Genomic DNA, 17,541 nt, shown 5'->3' with positions numbered 1-17,541 from the left:
ATTGGTGAGGCAGTTGCTTGTCCTTGAGGATTGGAGGTCTGGAGTTTGAAGGGGCTAATTTCAGGAGCGATCGCGAGGGATGCCCGCAGACGGCCGATCGGTGTGTTTGACAGTGGCGTGGGTGGCCTAACGGTTTTGCGGGAGTTATATCGCCAACTGCCCAACGAGTCGCTGCTGTATTTGGCGGATACGGCCCGTTTGCCCTACGGGATGCGATCGCCCGCCGAAATTGTCCAATTTTCACGCGAAATCCTCTCCTGGATGGAGCGCCAGGGCGTGAAGATGGTTGTGATGGCCTGCAATACCTCTTCGGCGTTAGCGCTGGATGTGGTGCGAGCAGAGTTTGATTTGCCCATTGTGGGCTTGATTTTGCCGGCGGCTCGGGTGGCGGTCGATCGCGGATCCCGGGTGGGGGTGATTGCCACGCCAATCACGGCCGCCAGCGATGCCTATCGCCGGGCCATGGTGGAGATTGATCCCACGGTGCAGGTTTGGCAAGTGGGCTGTCCGGAATTTGTGCCGATCGTGGAGCAAGGGCGGTTGCACGAACCCGATACCCGAGCGATCGCGCAACAGTACCTGGAACCGCTGCTGGAACAGTCGATCGACACGTTGGTTTATGGTTGCACCCACTATCCACACCTGGCAGGGGTGATTGAACCGCTGCTGCCGCCGGGAGTGGTCACGATCGACCCGGCCGCCCATGTGGTGGCCGCCGCAACCCAAGAGCTGGAGTTGCTTAACCTGAAGCATTTGGATCAACCGCAACCCACTCGCTTTTGTGTCACGGGCGAGGCCGATCGCTTTGCCAGTTTGGCAACCCGCTGGTTAGGCTGTGCGCCGTTGGTGGAGCAGGTGCAACTGCTGGAGGCGGAAACCCTAGGCGATTACTTGCCGATCGAGTCGCCGTTGTCAGCTTAGGCCGGGCGATCGGGAAATTGCTCTCAGGGATCATTGCCATGCGATGATCAGCAATAGGCGCGCTCCCAAAAATCTTGAGAACACAGCGATCGCCTCATCCATCTCTGCCCATTGATCCCAGGCTGGAATGCTCGCCGGGTGTGATGGGCTGTCCGCCGTTGCCCGATCGATTTCCCATGACCATTTACTTCTACAAAGTTGGCGAACCCTATGGGTGTTTTTCCAACTTCTCACCCCATTGGATTGTTGTTGATGGCGTTGACTGGCCAACGGTGGAACATTTCTATCAGGCACAGAAGTTTGTGGGCACGGAATCGACGGTCATGATCGATCAAATTCGATCGGCGCTGACTGCATCAGAAGCGGCCGCCTTGGGGCGCAACCCGGCCCATCAGTTGCGATCGGACTGGAATCGGGTGAAGCGATCGATCATGGCCCAAGGGGTGTGGGTCAAGTTTTCTAGCCATCCTGAATTGGCGCAAGTGTTGCTCAGCACGGGCAGCGAAGAACTCATTGAAGATTCACCCACAGATTATTACTGGGGATGTGGAGCCGATCGCACCGGAAAAAACGAACTAGGCAAGGTGCTCATGGAAACGCGCGATCGACTGCGGGAAAACCTAGCCTTGAGTCGCAGTTTTCTCTAGACAAACAGACAAGGGGTTTAAACCCCTTGCCCCCGAAAACTTGGTTAGCGCTCAAAGCCCTAAGCTCAAACGCCCAAGCTGAAAACCTTACGCACTCGGAATCCGCGTCAACAACACCGGACAGTTGGCATAAACCCGCACATAGTCTGACAGAGACGATCCCAGCAGGCGATCGAGATCCGGCAGTCCCTTCGCCACCGACGGCCGGCGATCGGGTGACCCCAACAGCAACAGATCCGCATTGTTATCATCCGCCAAGCGACAGATGGTTTCCCCAGCCCGCCCCCCGGCAGAAATGGCCTTGTAACCAACCCCAAACTTTTTCGCCTCCGCGATCGCCCCAGCCAGCACCTCATCGCTCTCGCCGCTGATCACCTCATCCGGCTTCCGCTTGGCATCTACGTGGGTCAAAATCAATTGGCTGCCCTTGATATCCCGCGTCAAAAACAGTCCCAATTGCAGCGCTTGCTGGGATGCCTCGGACTTATCGATCGCCACCATCACGCGGTTAATCCGCTTGACGTAGATATCATCCTTCACCAACAACATCGGCCGCCCCGACAGTTGGAAAACATACTGACTCACCGAGTTTTCCAAAATTGATTGCAGCCGCTTCAGACCCCGCGATCCCATCACGATCAAGTCCGCGTCCACACTGTCCGCCACCCGCAGCACCAAATCTTTGGGTTCACCCTGCTGCAACATGGGCGACACTTGCTCCGGCGGCAGGCCCAAAAACTCGATCGCCTTGGCCAGCATCTTGCCGCCTGCTTCCAGCTTTTCGGTCATCTGGTCAGACCCAATCCGACCAGGAACCACGTGCAAAATGGTGACATGGGCATCTTTGATCGCGGGGATCTCCATCAGAAATTTCAGCATTTCTTCTGACTGTCCCGTGCCCGAGTCAGCGAACAAGATTTTTTTAATCATGGCTTCTGAAGGAGTCGCGTTGCTAGACCGATCAAGAACTACTCAAGAACAATGTTGAAATTTGATCCAGAGAAAATCAATAAAACGCTAACGCCAACCTAAGACTAACCAACTGGATATCAAGTAAATATCCTGAAATGGGTATTGCTGAGAGTTGGTGTTATTTAAGGATGTCTCTTTGCTGTGTGAATCAACCGGGTCAGGGGTGACACAAACCCAGTAGGCACACCACTTGCTGACCATCGACGAGTTGATTCCACAGGCTTCAACAGTTCATTTAAAGCCTACCACCGAATTCCTGAGTTGCCGCCAGAACCCCTTGTAATAGTTACATTTTTCAAGAATTGCTGGAAAAATTAAAACCTTAAAGAATTACAACGGAATCGGGTCTGGAGGTGTTAAATGGGGATGGTGGGCCCGAAGGCTGTCTGCTTCATTTGCTAACAAGAGGATTGTGTTCTGAATGACCTCGGGCCCCCATGATGATCGCCTGATGATCGCCGGTTTCATCCTGGTTTAATCAATGCGATCGCCGGTTCGATCGCCCCATGCGATCGCTGGCTCGACCAAAGGGGATTGGCCCGGCCTGAACCTTGGCCGATTAAATCCTTCTGCAATTTTTGCAATGTGCTTTGCAATGTGCGCTATGAATGCCTCTGTAACTGCCTCCTCAGCTCCGATGGCTCAAGATTCAACGGATTTTCAGGGTTTTGCTTACCCGGCGCGGGTTCAGCCCCACCACACGGACTATGCCGGGGTGGTGTGGCATGGCACTTATCTTTCTTGGATGGAGTCGGCGCGGGTGGAATATTTACGATCGCGCGGGTTGGCCTATGAGCAACTGGTGGAGATGGGCTGTGAGTTGCCCGTGGTTGACCTGGGGATCCAATATCACCGCCCAGCGCGGATGGGCGAAGAGGTGGTGGTGAAGGTGGCCCTGGAGCCGATCGAGGGAGTACGCCTGATGTTTGACTACCAAGTGGAATCGGCGGCGACGGGGGAATGTTATGCCACGGCCTGTGTCACCCTAGTACCGGTCGATCGAGCAACGGGGCGAGTGATGCGCCGCTGGCCACCGGAGTTGGTGTCTGTGTTGCAGTCGATCGCCGGGCCCGTGCAGTAGGCCAAGGGCGATTCACGATCATTCACGCGCGACTCGATTCAGTCATTCATCACTCAGTTCGTAACCGGTGGCTCATGCATGGCCCATCAAGGTCGCAATTCACAGTTTTTAGTTTTTAGTTCCAACAATCCCAAGGAATGGCAGAGCAATGGCTAACCACTTTCCCCATGATTTGAGATATAGCGACTCCCATGAGTATGTTCGGGTTGAAGGCGACGAGGCCACGATGGGGATCACGGATTTTGCAGCCGACCAACTGGGCGATGTGGTGTTTGTGGAACTGCCATCCGTAGGACAAAGGGTCGAGGCCGGTGACTCGGTGGGGTCGATCGAGTCCGTGAAGGCCGTCAGCGAGCTATATGCCATGGTGTCCGGGCAAGTGGTGGCAACCAATAACGAGATGGATAGTTCTCCAGAGTTGGTGAATGAGGATCCCTATGGGGATGGATGGCTGGTGAAAATTCGGATGAGCAATCCGCAGGAACTGGATCGAGCAATGACGGCGGATACCTACTCCAGATTGGTATCTGGGCAAGAGTAGGGCCTGTACGAGGACTCGTTACTGGCGGGAGCGAGCGGCGATCAGGGCCTGTTGAGCGGTGCGCCGCAGCAGGTCGATCGCCGAGGACTCGGTGGCGGGCAGGTGGGCCAGGTCGGCAATGGTTCCCGATCGGGCAATCAGGGCGGCGACGGTGCTGATCGCTTCGATCGCCCCCGCCGCGAGTAACAGCGCCCCTTGCAATTGGCCCTGGCGATCGTGCTGGATTTGGCAACGACCGGCCGCTAGGGCCAAGGCCGCGCTGCGTAGTTCTGGCCTTTCGCCACCGCCCACCACCGCCAAGGGCAGCGGCCCCCGCACGGCCCAAGGCTGCTGTTCATAGCGGATGCAATGGGGGCGTTGGATTGGGGTTTGCAGGCTGTTGCGGATGATCAGTTGGGCTTCGGTGGCGGCGATCGCCCCGATCGGGTGGCCTCCCAGCAGGGCCCCGCAGCCATATAGTTCTGGCGCGAGGGGCAATTGCAACCGGTCATTGGCGGGCCAATCGCCAATCCCGATCGCCCGGGGACAAAGCTGCTCAAACCCCTTGGGCAAGAGAGCTTGATAGTTACCGTCCGTGAGCAAGCAATCCACTTCCCGGGCCCGATCGCCAACTTGAATCCAGGTTTGTCCCTCCAACACTTTGCACTGTTGGGGAGCAGCCCGCAAAATCACCTCGATCGCCTGGGCTTCCAGTTCCGCTTGCAACCATTCGGCCGCGGCCGCCGGTAACCCTCCCAAGACCCGATCGCCCGCCGCCGCCAAGGTCACTTGGGCCCCCAATCCCCGGAGCACCTGGGCCAGTTCGATCGCCATGGGACTGTCGGCGGTGACCAACCAGCGCTCGCCGGGCCGCACCCCCCGATGGGCCAATTGGGCGATCGTGTCCGGAGTGTAGGCCGTCACGGGGGCCTGCTCTGTCCACAGGGGCACGGTCGATCGGCCCGGCAACGCCAACAGACAACGCCGCCCCGCCAACAGGCGATCGCCCAATTGCACCCGCCACTGGTTCCGGTGTCGCATCAGCAACCCATCGCCCACCAGGCAGTCCACCCCACCCGCCGCCAAGGCAGCCCGTTGATCGCCCCAGAGGCGATCGTGCCATTGGGCCTGGCGTTGCAGCGATCGCCAATCGATCGTCCCGGCCGCCAGGGCCGCCCCTTGACTCACCAGCAACTCAGCCCAAGGGCGCGTTTCCGGCTCCAACGGCTCAATCAGCGCCACCCGCAACCCCGATCGGGTCGCCTGTTGGGCCGCCAGCCGTCCGGCCGCGGTTCCGCCCAAAATGATCCAATCGTGTTGTTCGTAGCAGGCTGCCATAGGGGGTTAAGGAACGACTGTGCCAAGGACGTGGGCCGATGATGATGTCAAGGATGCAAAAGGATGCGATCGCCCAGGATGATGCATTCAAAACTTGTTTGAGCTTTTGTCTGGGCTTTTATCTGGGCTTTTGTCTGGGCTTTTATTCGGGCTACTGACTACGCTACCAATTGAGCGACTGACTAAGCTACCGATGATTTGCTCAGGGATTCGCCAACAATGGGATGCGCATCATAGGCTATATGAGAACACATCCTTAGCCTTTTTTTGGCGGCTCCCGACTGTCTAATTTTCCCATCTACCTATTTCCATTCAATCTCAGCAAAGACTTTGGAGAGGTTTCATGCCCTGGAAATCTGCCCCCTATGAATCCGTTCGGAAAGCCATGAATCCCGGCGATATTGTTGCGTTTTCGAGCAATGTGGGATTTTCATCGCTGATTAAGATGGCCACGCGATCGAACATCACCCACATTGGCATTGTTTTTCAAACCAAACTCTTTATCTATGGAGAGGCCCAAGAGGGATTCTTTAATCAGGTGATGGAGTCCACCGTGGCCAGCGGCACGAGGGCCGGAGTAATTGCCAATCGGTTGAGCGATCGGGTGAAGTTTTATCCAGGAGATATGTGGTGGTTGCCCCTCAGACAGGACGTGCGCGATCGAATGGATTTGCGAGCTTTTTATAATTTTCTGCTCCATCATGAGCACCGTTCCTATGACATTGCCCAGGCAATTCGCTCCGCCTTTGATTTGCCCAGCAATTTACCGATTCCTGGGAAATTAACCCGTAATGCGGAAGATTTTTCACGGTTCTTCTGTTCAGAATTGGCGGCGGCGGCCCTGGAAGCCAGCGGGGCGATCGGGTCGATTAATGCTTCGGAAGTGACCCCGATCGACCTTTGTATGTTCTCAATCTACGAAGATGATTATTATCAGTTGAAGGGGCAAAGGAAGCTGATCAGTGGCTATAACACCCTGAATCCTAATGGTTGGGGACAGGAGTAAGGTAATTTACGCTCGTAATTTACTCGCGTCTCCCTGTTCGACTGGCTGCACCTGAGTTGGCGCGAGCGTATTACTCGATCGCGCAATACTTAGGCAGCCGAATCGCTGCTCGATCGCCCGTTGAACAGTTCCAACACCTCGCGGCAGTAATGCTTAATTCGATCGGCCGGTTCGGCGCGGGGTTGGCTGTCGCCCTCAAACTGCCAGGCCTCGATCGTGGAGAAGCGCCACTGTTGCCCCCGATGGTCGTAGCCCGCCACTTCCACACCGATCGCCCGTTGGGTGTCTTCCACCGGATCCGCAAAAAAGCGCACTTGCACCAGCAAACTGCGGCAGGCACAGGCGCGGCTGTAGCCCGGGAAGTGAAACCCAATGTCGATCGAGTCTGGATCAACGGTGGCGCGGGTTTCTGCATCATTGAGCCAAGGTTTCAGATCCACGCGCACATCGGGAAAAGCGATGCGAAACAAATTCACCGCAGCCGCGATTTGGCTGGCTAGGGCGATCGAGTGGGCACGTTCGGCGGCGTTCACGCAACTCCTCCGGGCGAAACGGGCGATCGGCCTGCGGGCCAGGGCCGGCGGCGGGGCAATGGCGCTAAACCCCGACTCAGGGCCATGAAACCCGCATGGATTAACGTCGTTTCATCATAATGTACGAATCCCAACTGCAAAGGAATGGTTGCTACCAATGCCGAGTCCTCGCCGTGCTGCTGACGATCGCCCCGATCGCCGTGTGGTCTATTCGGAATTTGGCGACGCGGTGAATCCAGACGCGATCGCCCGGGCGGTTCCTGACCTGCCGCCCAATCAACAAAACCTGAAAGTGCAACTGTCCCGCAAAGGCCGCGGCGGCAAAACCGTCACGGTCATCAGCGGTTTTCAGCACAAGCCCGAGACGCTACAAGCCCTGCTGAAAACCCTGAAAAACCGCTGCGGAACCGGCGGCACAGTCAAGGACAACAATTTAGAAATTCAAGGAGATTATGCCGATCGACTGGTGGCGTTGCTGGTGGAACAGGGCTATAAAGCCAAGCGCAGTGGTGGATAAATTGGCTTGAATTGATTGCTTGAATCAATCAACTTGGATTAATCAACTTGGATTAATCAACTTGGATTAATCAACTTGGATTAATTGACCGGAGTAAATCAATCGGCTTGAATTAATCGGCTTGAATTAATTGGCTTGAATCATACGCCCTTCCCCTTCGCCCCTCGCCTTTGCCATGTTGTCCGCTGATTCGTTGCCCAATTCCTTCGGCTTGCTATTCGATTTGGATGGCACTTTAACTGAAACCAATCCCTTGCATTACCGAGCTTGGGAACTGGTTTTGGCGGAAGTGGGCTATGACCTCACGCCCACGATTTATGAACAGATCATCAGTGGCCGCACCAATGCCCAAATTGTGGTGGATTTGTTGCCCAGCTATTCCGTGGCGGAGGGAGCGGCCCTGAGCGATCGCAAGGAAGCGCTGTTTCGGCAGTTGGCCCCCGACTTGGAACCGGTGCTGGGGTTGCCTTTGCTGCTGAAAGCCCTGGAGCCTTGCAATCTGCCGATGGCGGTGGTGACCAATGCGCCCAAGGACAATGCGATCCACATGCTGACGGCCTTGGGGCTGCGGGAACGGTTCGCAACGGTGGTGCTGGCGGAGGAAGCGCCCCCCGGCAAACCGGATCCCGCGCCCTACCGGTTGGGACTGGAACGGTTGAACCTGCCGGCCAGTGGGGCGATCGCCTTTGAGGACTCACCCCCCGGAGTGCGATCGGCGTTGGCGGCGGGGATTTTCACCGTGGGCCTGAGCACCACCCACGCGCCCGAGGAGCTGACCCAAGCCGGGGCCTCGTTGGTGATTGAAAACTTTACCGATCGACGGCTTTGGCAACTGTTGCGATCTCGCTTGGGAGATGAGGCGATCCCGCTTTCGGCTGCATCCACCGTTTAATCTCAATCTCCCTTGCCGTTGCGCAACCCTCAGCCCTATGGATCCTCAGCCGATCACTGAATCGGGAAGCCATCGCCCGATCGATTTCCCCAACGGTTTGCCCCAACTGGATTTGTTAGTGCGGGCCTTGGCCTTTGCCGCCGCCAAGCATCGACACCAACGGCGCAAGGATCGAGCGCGATCGCCCTATATCAATCACCCGATCGCCCTGCTGCGGGTGCTGGTGCATGAGGCCCAAATTACGGATTCTCAAGTGTTGGCGGCGGCCCTGCTCCACGACACGATCGAGGACACAGACACCACCGCTGCCGAATTGGTCACCCACTTTGGCCCCGAAGTTGCCGCCCTGGTGCAAGAGGTGACGGACGATAAGCGATTGCCCAAGGCCGAGCGAAAGCAGTTGCAAATTGACCATGCGCCCACCTTGAGCGATCGAGCCAAGCTGGTGAAATTGGCGGACAAAATTTGCAATTTGCGAGATGTGGATCAGTCGCCCCCGGAGCGCTGGTCGATCGCCCGTCGCCAGGCCTATTTCGACTGGGCTGAACAGGTGGTGACTGCCTTGGGGCCAATGCCGCCGGCCCTGATGGAACCGTTTCGCGCCATTTTGCAAACCGGCCGCGCCCACCTGGCCGCCCCAGCGGCCGATCGCCCCTTGCGGCTTTATTGGGCTGGGCCGCTGTTTTCCTTGGGAGAACGCTGGCTGAATCAAACCCTGGCCGAGGAACTGCAAACCTTGGGCTATCCCGTCTTTTTGCCCCAGGCGGCATGTGCGGGCCTCAGTGATCCGCAGGCGATTTTTGAACGCTGTCGATCGGGGCTGGATCAGGCAAACGCCGTGATTGCCGTGTTGGATGGGGCCGATGCGGACTCGGGAACCTGTTGGGAATGTGGCTATGCGTTCGCACGTCAGTTACCGATCGTGGCGCTGCGCACGGATTTTCGCGGCTCTGGTGATGCGGGCGGCTTCAACGCCATGCTACTGGGAACGGCCCGATCGGTCATTGCGCTCACGGATCCGGCCGCCGACTTGCCCACGGTACGATCGCGCTTGGTGGCGGCGATTGAAGCCTTGGTGCCGCTGAATTAAGGGCTGATTTGGCTGATTTGATCGATTAAGGCCGTGACGCGATCGCGAATTTCGTCGCGCACCCGCCGAAACACCTCGATCGGCTGGCCATCGGGATCGTCCAGTTGCCAATCCTCAAACCGTTCCCGCAGCACCCAGGCTTCCGGCAAATTCACCCCACAGCCACAGAGGGAAATCACGCCGTCGAAGTCTTCGGGGGCAAATTCGGCCAGGGCGTTGGAGGTTTGGTCGCTGATCTCAATTCCTGCTTCCGCCATCACCGCGATCGCCGTGGGATGCACCCGGCTGGCTTCAAGACCGGAACTCACCACCCGAATTTTGCCCGCTCCCAGGGTTTTCGCCCAGCCTTCCGCCATCTGCGATCGGCAAGAATTGCGCCGACAAACAAACATCACCGACTTCATAGAGTCCTCCTGTAGGGGCGCAACGCTTGCGCCCTTGGCCTGGGCAGAAATCTAAAATCCGACGCAACGCGGATCGAGCAACGTGGCCTTTTCGGGCGATCGGGGGAACCAGTGGGCCGTGCGCCGACAGCATTCCACCAGCAACAACATCACCGGCACTTCGATCAACACGCCCACTACCGTCGCCAGGGCCGCCCCCGAGTTCAAACCAAACAACATCACCGCCGTGGCGATCGCCACTTCAAAATGATTGCTCGCACCGATTAAAGCCGCCGGGGCCGCATCTTCGTAGACTAATTTCAGGGGTTTCGCTAAGGCATAGGTAATCCCAAAAATCGTCAGCGTTTGAATCAGTAACGGCACGGCAATTAGGAAAATATGCAGCGGATTATTCACGATTAGCTCTCCCTTAAAGGCAAAGAGCAAAATCAGGGTTAATAACAATGCTGAAGTGGCGATCGGGCTGAGGTAGTGCAAAAATTTTTGCTCAAACCAATCGGCTCCCTTATATTTGAAAATCCAGTGGCGCGTGTAGATACCTGCGGCCAAGGGTAGGCCCACATAGATCAACACGGACAGGGCGATCGTGGCCCAAGGAACCGCCAAATCATTGGCCGCCAACAGCCACCGACCCAAAGGCGCATAGAGCAGCAGCATGGTCAGCGAATTCACCGCCACCATCACCAAGGTGTGGCCCTGATTGCCATAGCAGAGATAGCCCCACATCAACACCATGGCCGTGCAGGGCGCAATGCCTAACAAAATTGCCCCAGCAATGTAGGAATCCGCGAGAGCAATTGATTCCCCGCGCAATAGCTCGGAACCTTGGATCAGTGGGCGGAACCAATGGCCTAAAAATAGCTGGGCGATCGCGATCATCGTGAAGGGCTTAATTCCCCAATTCACCACCAGGGTCAGCAACACCGGTTTGGGCGATCGCATGGCCCGTTTGGCTTGGGTGAAATCGATTTTCACCATGATCGGATACATCATGAAAAACAGGCAGACCGCGATCGGGATTGACACCTGATGCACCGTCCAGGCATCCAGGGCGATCGCCACATCGGGAAACAACCGCCCCAATAGAATGCCGACCCCGATGCAGACCAGCACCCAAACGGTCAGATAGCGTTCAAAAAAACTGAGTTGGCCGCCCACCTTTGGGGCCTTGGCACTGGGATTGATGGTCATAACACCTCGCGATCGGGCAATGCGCACCGATTTCCCCCGATCGCCTCCATTGTGCCAGGAATAGTTCAAAAAAAATTGATGAATTCAAAAAAAGTTGATTTGAAAATCTCCAGCTACCCAACCGAAGGGGCAAGGGGTTTAAACCCCTTGTCTGTGGGCGCGGCGAATCGCTAGGAACAGCAGGCGCGATCGCCCCCGGTAACCCAGCCCGCCAAACTCGCCAAATATTGCTCTAAACGCTCAAATCCCATCGAATTCAGCCGGTAATAGTTCCAGCGGCCGTCCTGGCGCACTTCAATCAAGCCTGCTTCCCGGAGCACCTTCAGGTGAAACGACAGCTTTGATTGACTAACCCCCAGTAGCTCGCAGAGGTCGCACACGCACAACTCGCCCTGCCGCAAATGTTCGATCACCCCCAACCGAATCGGATCGCCCAGGGCATGGAACCCCGCCAGCAGGGTTGCTCGTTCCACCGTGTCCACCCGTTCGATCGATTTCAGTGCCATTTTGAGGTTCCTTGGCCGCGCTCTTGCCCAGCCTAACGCCCCTTGGCCCAGGTTGCTCAAGAGTCCAAGGCGATCGGCAGCAAGTCCGCCAGGGGCCAAACGCAATCGGGAAAGGCGATCGGAGCGATCGATTGGGTGCGATCGAGCTGCATAACCAACCCATAGCCCGCCGGATTAGGATTGCGAAACACCCAGAGCCGATCGCCCGGCAAATCCAGCACCCAATAATCCGCCAAACCCGCTTGGGCATAGGCGCGGGCTTTGGTTTGGGTGTCGTAGGCGAGGGTGCTGTCCGCCACTTCAATCAGCCAATGAATTTCCGCTGGGGTTGGGTGATGGTCGGCATAGTCGAGGGGATGGGGCCGGACGATCGCCAGGTCGGGTTCGGGTTGGGATTGGTCATTCAGGGCGATCGGGTCTTGCAGCCGAATCAGCACCGTTTCGCCCAATTGCCGACCCAGCAGCCGCGCCAAACGACTCACAGCAGCGGCGTGGCGGGTTCCCTTAGCAGCCATTTGAATCAGTTGACCATTCAGCAATTCAATATGTTCTTCGGGGCCAAAACAACCCTGATCAATCAGGCATTGATAGTCACGCACTTGCAGCGGTCGCGGGGTCAAGGGTTCAGCAAGGATCGGCGGCATAGGTCAGGGCGATCGATCGGCTCGATCGGAATTGTAGCCAAGGCTTAGGGACGATTGGGGACGATCAGTTCTGATCTCCGCGCCTCATCACGGCCCGGATACCCAACAGTGCTCAGGTCATACTCCAAATTTTATTTCGTGCTTAAATAGTTAGTACACGAAATAAATCACGCTTGCGGTTTTCCCATGAACGCCACCGCTCGATCGCCCCGTTCCGCTGCACCTTGGCAGGAAATTTTAGCCCCCCATGGCTTGGGCTATCGGATTCGGCTGCTGTCGCAACTGATGGGACGGCGGTTTCAGGAACTGCTGGAGCCGCACGGTCTCACGCCGTTTCACTGGGTGGTGCTCTGTTGCCTGTGGGAACAGGACGGGCTGGCCACCTGCGCGATCGGCGATCGGCTGCGGCAGGTGGGCGGCACAATGACCGGCGCACTCGATCGAATGGAAGAGCGCGGCCTGATTCGGCGGGAGCGCGACTGCCACGATCGGCGCGTGTGGCGGATTTGGCTGACGGATTTGGGCTGGCAACTGTGGGAAATTTTGCCGCCGATCGCCATGCAGTTGCGCGAGGAAACCCTCCAGGGATTTTCAGATCAGGATCGTCAACTCATGTCCCGTTTGGTCGATCAGGCGATCGCCAATTTAATTCCACCCCCCTAAAGTCCTGGGTCTGAGCGCGCGCCATCCCGCAAGTTGGCGCGATCGGCTCACCACCACCCTCAAACCAGCCTTCAAGCGCCCCAATAGTACGTATACGAAATAAAAATACCCGTAATAGTTGGTCATCTCGCCCTTGAGCATTGGCCCCCGTTACGCCCCAACCCTTAGTCAGAGGTCAGGACTCGTGAAACCCCAGTTGATCAGCAAAGTCGATCGCAACGGTACCAAGCCGCCCGCCACGGCCACCGCGCTGGCCCCAGATCCAGAACCGATCGCCCCACCCGAGAGCACTGAGCCGATCGAACCAGCAAGCACCGCCCCCCCGATCGCACCGCCCACCGCCGCCAAGCGCCGCCCGTACAAGCTGGCGATCGCCTTGGTGCTGGTGGCCGCTGGGGCGATCGCCGGGGGCCGCTGGGCTTGGCAGTTTTGGCAATATGCCTCCACCCACGAGGAAACGGACAACGCCCAGGTGGCGGGCCATCTTTATCAAGTGGCCAGCCGCGTGCCGGGCACAGTCACGGCCGTGGCGATCGAGGAAAACCAGCATGTGACGGCGGGGTCGGTGTTGGTGCGCCTCGACCCGACGGACTACCAAGTGAAGGTGCAGCAATCCCAGGCGGCCTTGGTGGCGGCGCAACAGGATGCCCGCGCGGCCCAATCCTCGATCACCCTGGCCGGAGCCAACACCGCCGCCCAACTGACCACAGCCAGCGGCGATCTGAACGATGCCACCGCTGCGATCGCCAATGCTGAAGCGGCCTTGAACGAAGCCACCGCAGGCGTACCCGTGGCGCGGGCGAATTTGGCCCAAGCTCAGGCGGCCTTGACCAAAGCGAAGGCGGACTACGATCGCTACGATGCGCTTTACCAAGACGGGGCGATCGCCGCCCAGCAACGGGATGCCGCCAAGGCCGCCTACGATGTGGCCCTGGCCCAAACCGCCGCCGCCCGCCAACAGGTGCAACAGGCGATCGCCCGAGTGGCCCAGGCTCGCCAAGGGGTCGATCGCGCCAAGGCCACCCGCCAATCGCGCCAGGGCGATCTGCAACAGGCCCGCGCCACCGGCAACCAAACCCAGGTGAACCGCGATCGCTACGCCGCCGCCACGGCCCAAATTGCCCGCCAGGCCGCCGACCTACGCGCCGCCCAGTTGCAGTTGTCTTACACCACGATCGCCGCCCCCGTCAGCGGCCGGATTGGCCGCAAATCCGTGGAAGTGGGCGCACAGGTGCAAGCGGGTCAACCGCTGATGGCGATCGTCGGTGATCAGCTCTGGATCGAAGCCAACTTCAAGGAAACCCAAGTGCAGCGGATGCACCCCGGGGAAGCGGTGGAAATTCGGCTGGATGCCTTTCCCGATTGCCCGTTCCGTGGCCATGTGGAAAGCCTCGCCCCCGCCTCCGGTGCGCAATTTGCCCTGTTGCCGCCGGACAACGCCACAGGCAACTTCACCAAAGTGGTGCAACGAATTCCCGTGCGGATTACGATCGACCCCGACAGTTTGCGCGGCTACGAAGCCCAGGTCACGCCGGGCATGTCCGCCAATGTCAGCGTGGCGGTGCGCTAGGAGCCAGACCCCATGAGCGCTAACTCTCATCCCGCGATCGCCCCGACCTATCCCACCGGCTGGCTGAAATGGGCGATCGCCGCCACCGCTTCCCTGGGCGCAATCCTGGAAGTGATTGACACCAGCATCGTCAACGTCGCCCTCACGGATATCCAATCCAGCGTCGGAGCCACCCTCAGCGAAATCGGCTGGATCGTCACAGGCTACGCGATCGCCAACGTGATCGTGATTCCCCTGACGGCTTGGCTGGGCGAAACCTTCGGCCAAAAGCGCTATTTTGTTCTGTCCTTGGCGGGCTTCACGATCGCCTCCGTTCTCTGTGGCCTATCCGGCAGTTTGCCCGAGCTGGTGGCCGCCCGCATCTTGCAAGGGTTACTGGGCGGTGGCTTGCTGGCCAAGGCCCAGTCGATTTTGTTCCAGAGCTTTCCGCCCGCCGAGCAGGGGTTGGCCCAAGCGGTCTTTGGAGTCGGCGTGATTACGGGGCCGGCGATCGGGCCGACCCTCGGCGGCTACCTGACCGATAACCTCGGGTGGCGCTGGATCTTTTTCATCAATATCCCCTTCGGCATCGCGGCGGTGGCGATGGCTCTGCTGTTTTTGCCCGCCGATCGCCCGCGCGATCGCTCCGGCCCAAGGCGATCAGTCGATTGGTGGGGCATTGGCCTGCTAACGATCGCCGTGGGCAGCCTGCAAACCTTCCTGGAAGAGGGTGAACAGGACAACTGGTTTGAGTCCCCGACGATCATCGCCCTGGCGATCGCCGCGATCGTGGGGTTGGTGCTGTTCATTTGGCGGGAGCTGACCGTGCGCCACCCGGCCGTGGACTTGCGTGTGTTGCGCCATCGATCGCTCGCGGCCGGCAGCATCTATTCCGCCGTGGTGGGCATGGGTCTCTATGGAACCTTGTTCGCCGTGCCGATTTTTGCCCAGAGCGTGTTGCACTACACCGCCCAGCAAACGGGTCTGTTGCTGTTGCCGGGGGCGCTGGCCTCCGCCGCCACGATGCTCATGCTGGGAAAAGTGAGCAGCTTGATCGATCCCCGCTGGGCGATCGCGGCGGGCAGCATCATGACCAGCCTCGTGATGTTTTCCCTGGCGACCCTCAACCCCGACTCCAGCAGCGATTCACTGTTCTATCCACTAATTTTTCGGGGCGTGGGCACGGTGATGATGTTTTTGCCCCTCAGCTTGGCCACCCTCGGCTCGTTGCCCCCGGCTGACATTCCCGCCGGGTCGGGGTTTTATAACCTGACGCGGCAACTGGGCGGCAGCATTGGCATCGCGATTTTGACGACGCTGCTCGATCGCCGCAATGCCTTTCACCGCAGTGTGTTGAGCGAGCACTTGAGTGTTTATAGCCCCGAAACCCAAGCGCGACTCGATGCCCTGACCAGCGCGTTTCAGAGTCGTGGCGTTGATCCGACGACGGCTCACCAACAGGCGATCGCCTCGCTGGATGGCCTCTTGAGTTTGCAATCGTCGATTTTGTCGTTTAGTGACACGTTTTGGGTGGTGGGGATGGCGTTTTTGGCTTCGTTGCCGCTGTTGTTGTTGCTGGGCAAGGGTCGCAAGGGTCAAGCACCGAGCGCGGGGCACTAGGGGCGATCGGCTTGGCTACAATCGAGGCTAGTTGCGTTGGTAGTTATCGGCGTGTTTAGCCCAGAATTTCAGACCATTGTTCAGCTCAAACACGAATTCGATCCGTCGCGACCGCTAGAACCGGGCGATCCCGCATATGTGGATTGCACGTCGGTGCGGGGCGACGATGACATCACCGTGGACTTGGGCCGCACAATCACCGATGCCCAACGCAAAACCTGCCAAATCTATTCCGGTCATCGCGGCGGCGGCAAATCCACGGAGCTGAAAAAGCTGAAACAGTGGTTAGAAGAGCGCGGCTTTTTTGTGGTTTACTTCGCCGCTGCCACGGAAGATGCAGGGGATTTGAACCTGAAAGATACGGAATATTCAGATATTTTGCTGGCTTGTGCTCGCAATATTATTGATGGACTCAAGAGCCTAGAAGGACTCGATTCGCAACCGATCGCCCAATGGATTTCTAAGTCTTTTGATGATCTCAAAACTATCCTATCGGCTGATATCAAAATTGACGATCTGAAAACCAATGTGGAGCTGCAACTGAGTCAGTTTGCCAAGCTGACTACGGCGGTACGATTGGAACCCCAAAAGCGCGATCAAGTTCGCAAATTGATGCTCGATCGCACCGAAAGCTTAGAAACAGCCTTGAACGATTTGCTAGCCAATGCGCGCCAAAAATTGCCACTGGGTAAACGCGATTTGGTGGTGATGGCGGACAACTTAGACCGCATTTCGCCGGTCGATCGCACCCAGGGCCGCACCAATCACGATGAGATTTTTCTCGATCGCGCGGATTCCCTGAAGTCCCTCAACTGCCACACGATTTATACGGCTCCGGTATCCTTTGTGTTTTCGGCCAGTGCGTCGCGGTTGCGGGATGAGTATGACGGGGTGGAACGGTTGCCGATGGTGGCGATCGCCGATCGCGATCATCAAATGCTGAATGATGGCTATGCCAAATTGCGAGATGTGTTGGCTCGGCGGGTGGCGAAAGCTGCGCCGGGGCGATCGCTCGTGCCCGATGTGTTTGCCGATGAGGCCGCCGTGCAGCGGTTGTGTGTGGCCAGTGGTGGGCATATGCGGGAACTGATGCGGTTGGTGCAGGAATCGTTGAAGCGGATTGATGTGTTGCCCATTAGTTTGAAAACGGTGCAACGGGCGATCGCGGAGGCGCGAGAAACCTATCTGGATGCGATCCGATTTGAGGATTGGGAAGCGTTGATGGCGGTTGAGCAAACCAAGGACAGCCGCAACGAGTGCGAAGATCGCTGTCGCAATTTGCTGTTTCGATTGTGTGTGCTGGAATATCGCGAGTGGGACGAAGAAAACGACGAAAAAATCACTTGGGCGGCGGTGCATCCGCTGATTCGGAGTTCCAAGGAATTTAAGCAGCGGTGGGAGGCTTTTGTAAAAGCAAACCCATAGGAGCAAGGGGCTTGAGCTACGG

Annotated in this window: 19 protein-coding genes and 1 pseudogene; 13 read left to right on the top strand and 7 right to left on the bottom strand. The window is 57.9% G+C overall.

Annotated elements, in window-relative coordinates; genetic code table 11:
- The first annotated feature begins 69 nt into the window (after window positions 1-69).
- Entirely contained in the window at window positions 70-921 is an 852-nt protein-coding gene (gene murI / locus H6G52_RS06925; RefSeq protein WP_190527452.1) for a glutamate racemase, read from the top strand.
- Between the two features lie 176 nt (window positions 922-1,097).
- Complete coding sequence (locus H6G52_RS06920) at window positions 1,098-1,568, top strand: NADAR family protein (protein WP_190527314.1); 471 nt, start codon at window positions 1,098-1,100, stop codon at window positions 1,566-1,568.
- Between the two features lie 87 nt (window positions 1,569-1,655).
- Here H6G52_RS06920 and H6G52_RS06915 read toward each other — a convergent pair whose 3' ends face one another.
- Window positions 1,656-2,498, bottom strand: coding sequence for a universal stress protein (locus tag H6G52_RS06915; RefSeq protein WP_190527312.1), 843 nt, complete (start codon window positions 2,496-2,498; stop codon window positions 1,656-1,658).
- A 679-nt stretch (window positions 2,499-3,177) separates the two neighbouring features.
- Between H6G52_RS06915 and H6G52_RS06910 the strand changes: the two genes are divergently transcribed.
- Window positions 3,178-3,621: a thioesterase family protein gene (locus tag H6G52_RS06910; RefSeq protein WP_099535620.1), complete on the top strand. Its 444-nt coding sequence runs from the start codon at window positions 3,178-3,180 to the stop codon at window positions 3,619-3,621.
- 148 nt (window positions 3,622-3,769) lie between these two features.
- Window positions 3,770-4,162, top strand: coding sequence for a glycine cleavage system protein GcvH (gene gcvH / locus H6G52_RS06905; RefSeq protein ID WP_190527310.1), 393 nt, complete (start codon window positions 3,770-3,772; stop codon window positions 4,160-4,162).
- An 18-nt stretch (window positions 4,163-4,180) separates the two neighbouring features.
- On the opposite strand, the gene H6G52_RS06900 is transcribed toward gcvH, so the two are convergent.
- Window positions 4,181-5,479 (bottom strand): FAD-dependent oxidoreductase, encoded by a 1,299-nt coding sequence (locus tag H6G52_RS06900; RefSeq protein ID WP_190527309.1) that lies wholly within the window; start codon window positions 5,477-5,479, stop codon window positions 4,181-4,183.
- 343 nt (window positions 5,480-5,822) lie between these two features.
- Between H6G52_RS06900 and H6G52_RS06895 the strand changes: the two genes are divergently transcribed.
- Window positions 5,823-6,485, top strand: coding sequence for a hypothetical protein (locus H6G52_RS06895; protein ID WP_099535121.1), 663 nt, complete (start codon window positions 5,823-5,825; stop codon window positions 6,483-6,485).
- Window positions 6,486-6,574: 89 nt separating this feature from the next.
- Here the strand turns inward: H6G52_RS06895 and H6G52_RS06890 are convergent, their stop codons facing one another.
- A complete protein-coding gene (locus H6G52_RS06890; protein WP_099535123.1) occupies window positions 6,575-7,018 on the bottom strand; it encodes a hypothetical protein in 444 nt (147 codons plus the stop codon).
- Window positions 7,019-7,175: 157 nt separating this feature from the next.
- Between H6G52_RS06890 and H6G52_RS06885 the strand changes: the two genes are divergently transcribed.
- From H6G52_RS06885 to H6G52_RS19050, 4 genes and pseudogenes are all read left to right on the top strand, one after another.
- Window positions 7,176-7,535 carry a translation initiation factor gene (locus tag H6G52_RS06885; protein WP_099535125.1) on the top strand — a complete coding sequence of 120 codons (360 nt, stop codon included), beginning with the start codon at window positions 7,176-7,178 and terminating at the stop codon, window positions 7,533-7,535.
- A 175-nt stretch (window positions 7,536-7,710) separates the two neighbouring features.
- Entirely contained in the window at window positions 7,711-8,427 is a 717-nt protein-coding gene (locus tag H6G52_RS06880) for an HAD family phosphatase (protein WP_190527307.1), read from the top strand.
- Window positions 8,428-8,533: 106 nt separating this feature from the next.
- A pseudogene (locus H6G52_RS19055) lies at window positions 8,534-9,073 on the top strand (HD domain-containing protein); the annotation flags it as partial.
- Between the two features lie 9 nt (window positions 9,074-9,082).
- On the top strand, window positions 9,083-9,517 hold the full coding sequence (locus tag H6G52_RS19050) for a nucleoside 2-deoxyribosyltransferase (RefSeq protein ID WP_370567682.1): 435 nt from the start codon (window positions 9,083-9,085) through the stop codon (window positions 9,515-9,517).
- Here H6G52_RS19050 and arsC read toward each other — a convergent pair.
- The 4 genes from arsC to H6G52_RS06855 form a co-directional block, all read right to left on the bottom strand.
- Window positions 9,514-9,921, bottom strand: a complete 408-nt coding sequence (gene arsC, locus H6G52_RS06870) for an arsenate reductase, glutathione/glutaredoxin type (RefSeq protein WP_099535131.1) — start codon at window positions 9,919-9,921, stop codon at window positions 9,514-9,516. The two genes, H6G52_RS19050 and arsC, sit on opposite strands and share 4 nt — an antisense overlap.
- A gap of 51 nt (window positions 9,922-9,972) precedes the next feature.
- Window positions 9,973-11,112 carry an ACR3 family arsenite efflux transporter gene (gene arsB, locus H6G52_RS06865; RefSeq protein ID WP_190527450.1) on the bottom strand — a complete coding sequence of 380 codons (1,140 nt, stop codon included), beginning with the start codon at window positions 11,110-11,112 and terminating at the stop codon, window positions 9,973-9,975.
- 170 nt (window positions 11,113-11,282) lie between these two features.
- Complete coding sequence (locus tag H6G52_RS06860) at window positions 11,283-11,618, bottom strand: helix-turn-helix transcriptional regulator (RefSeq protein ID WP_190527303.1); 336 nt, start codon at window positions 11,616-11,618, stop codon at window positions 11,283-11,285.
- Between the two features lie 56 nt (window positions 11,619-11,674).
- On the bottom strand, window positions 11,675-12,262 hold the full coding sequence (locus tag H6G52_RS06855; RefSeq protein ID WP_190527301.1) for a Uma2 family endonuclease: 588 nt from the start codon (window positions 12,260-12,262) through the stop codon (window positions 11,675-11,677).
- Between the two features lie 186 nt (window positions 12,263-12,448).
- Here H6G52_RS06855 and H6G52_RS06850 point away from each other — a divergent pair, with 186 nt between their 5' ends.
- From H6G52_RS06850 to H6G52_RS06835, 4 genes are all read left to right on the top strand, one after another.
- Window positions 12,449-12,925, top strand: coding sequence for a MarR family winged helix-turn-helix transcriptional regulator (locus H6G52_RS06850; RefSeq protein ID WP_099535137.1), 477 nt, complete (start codon window positions 12,449-12,451; stop codon window positions 12,923-12,925).
- Between the two features lie 184 nt (window positions 12,926-13,109).
- Complete coding sequence (locus H6G52_RS06845) at window positions 13,110-14,495, top strand: HlyD family secretion protein (protein WP_370567681.1); 1,386 nt, start codon at window positions 13,110-13,112, stop codon at window positions 14,493-14,495.
- Between the two features lie 12 nt (window positions 14,496-14,507).
- Window positions 14,508-16,094 carry a DHA2 family efflux MFS transporter permease subunit gene (locus tag H6G52_RS06840; protein WP_190527299.1) on the top strand — a complete coding sequence of 529 codons (1,587 nt, stop codon included), beginning with the start codon at window positions 14,508-14,510 and terminating at the stop codon, window positions 16,092-16,094.
- A 36-nt stretch (window positions 16,095-16,130) separates the two neighbouring features.
- A complete protein-coding gene (locus H6G52_RS06835; RefSeq protein ID WP_190527297.1) occupies window positions 16,131-17,519 on the top strand; it encodes an ATP-binding protein in 1,389 nt (462 codons plus the stop codon).
- The last annotated feature ends 22 nt before the right edge of the window (window positions 17,520-17,541 follow it).

This window comes from Limnothrix sp. FACHB-881 (assembly GCF_014698135.1).
In the GTDB taxonomy this organism is placed as follows: Bacteria; Cyanobacteriota; Cyanobacteriia; order CACIAM-69d; family CACIAM-69d; genus CACIAM-69d.
This window is presented reverse-complemented; position numbering and strand designations above follow the sequence as displayed.

Excerpts from the sequence above, each read along its gene's own strand:
- H6G52_RS06880 (WP_190527307.1), top strand. The coding sequence starts at position 7,711 with ATGTTGTCCGCTGATTCGTTGCCCAATTCCTTCGGCTTGCTATTCGAT.
- H6G52_RS06900 (WP_190527309.1), bottom strand. The coding sequence starts at position 5,479 with ATGGCAGCCTGCTACGAACAACACGATTGGATCATTTTGGGCGGAACC.
- H6G52_RS06855 (WP_190527301.1), bottom strand. The coding sequence starts at position 12,262 with ATGCCGCCGATCCTTGCTGAACCCTTGACCCCGCGACCGCTGCAAGTG.
- arsB (WP_190527450.1), bottom strand. The coding sequence starts at position 11,112 with ATGACCATCAATCCCAGTGCCAAGGCCCCAAAGGTGGGCGGCCAACTC.
- H6G52_RS06850 (WP_099535137.1), top strand. The coding sequence starts at position 12,449 with ATGAACGCCACCGCTCGATCGCCCCGTTCCGCTGCACCTTGGCAGGAA.
- H6G52_RS06840 (WP_190527299.1), top strand. The coding sequence starts at position 14,508 with ATGAGCGCTAACTCTCATCCCGCGATCGCCCCGACCTATCCCACCGGC.
- H6G52_RS06910 (WP_099535620.1), top strand. The coding sequence starts at position 3,178 with ATGGCTCAAGATTCAACGGATTTTCAGGGTTTTGCTTACCCGGCGCGG.
- H6G52_RS06860 (WP_190527303.1), bottom strand. The coding sequence starts at position 11,618 with ATGGCACTGAAATCGATCGAACGGGTGGACACGGTGGAACGAGCAACC.
- arsC (WP_099535131.1), bottom strand. The coding sequence starts at position 9,921 with ATGAAGTCGGTGATGTTTGTTTGTCGGCGCAATTCTTGCCGATCGCAG.
- H6G52_RS06920 (WP_190527314.1), top strand. The coding sequence starts at position 1,098 with ATGACCATTTACTTCTACAAAGTTGGCGAACCCTATGGGTGTTTTTCC.
- H6G52_RS06915 (WP_190527312.1), bottom strand. The coding sequence starts at position 2,498 with ATGATTAAAAAAATCTTGTTCGCTGACTCGGGCACGGGACAGTCAGAA.
- H6G52_RS06885 (WP_099535125.1), top strand. The coding sequence starts at position 7,176 with ATGCCGAGTCCTCGCCGTGCTGCTGACGATCGCCCCGATCGCCGTGTG.
- gcvH (WP_190527310.1), top strand. The coding sequence starts at position 3,770 with ATGGCTAACCACTTTCCCCATGATTTGAGATATAGCGACTCCCATGAG.
- H6G52_RS06895 (WP_099535121.1), top strand. The coding sequence starts at position 5,823 with ATGCCCTGGAAATCTGCCCCCTATGAATCCGTTCGGAAAGCCATGAAT.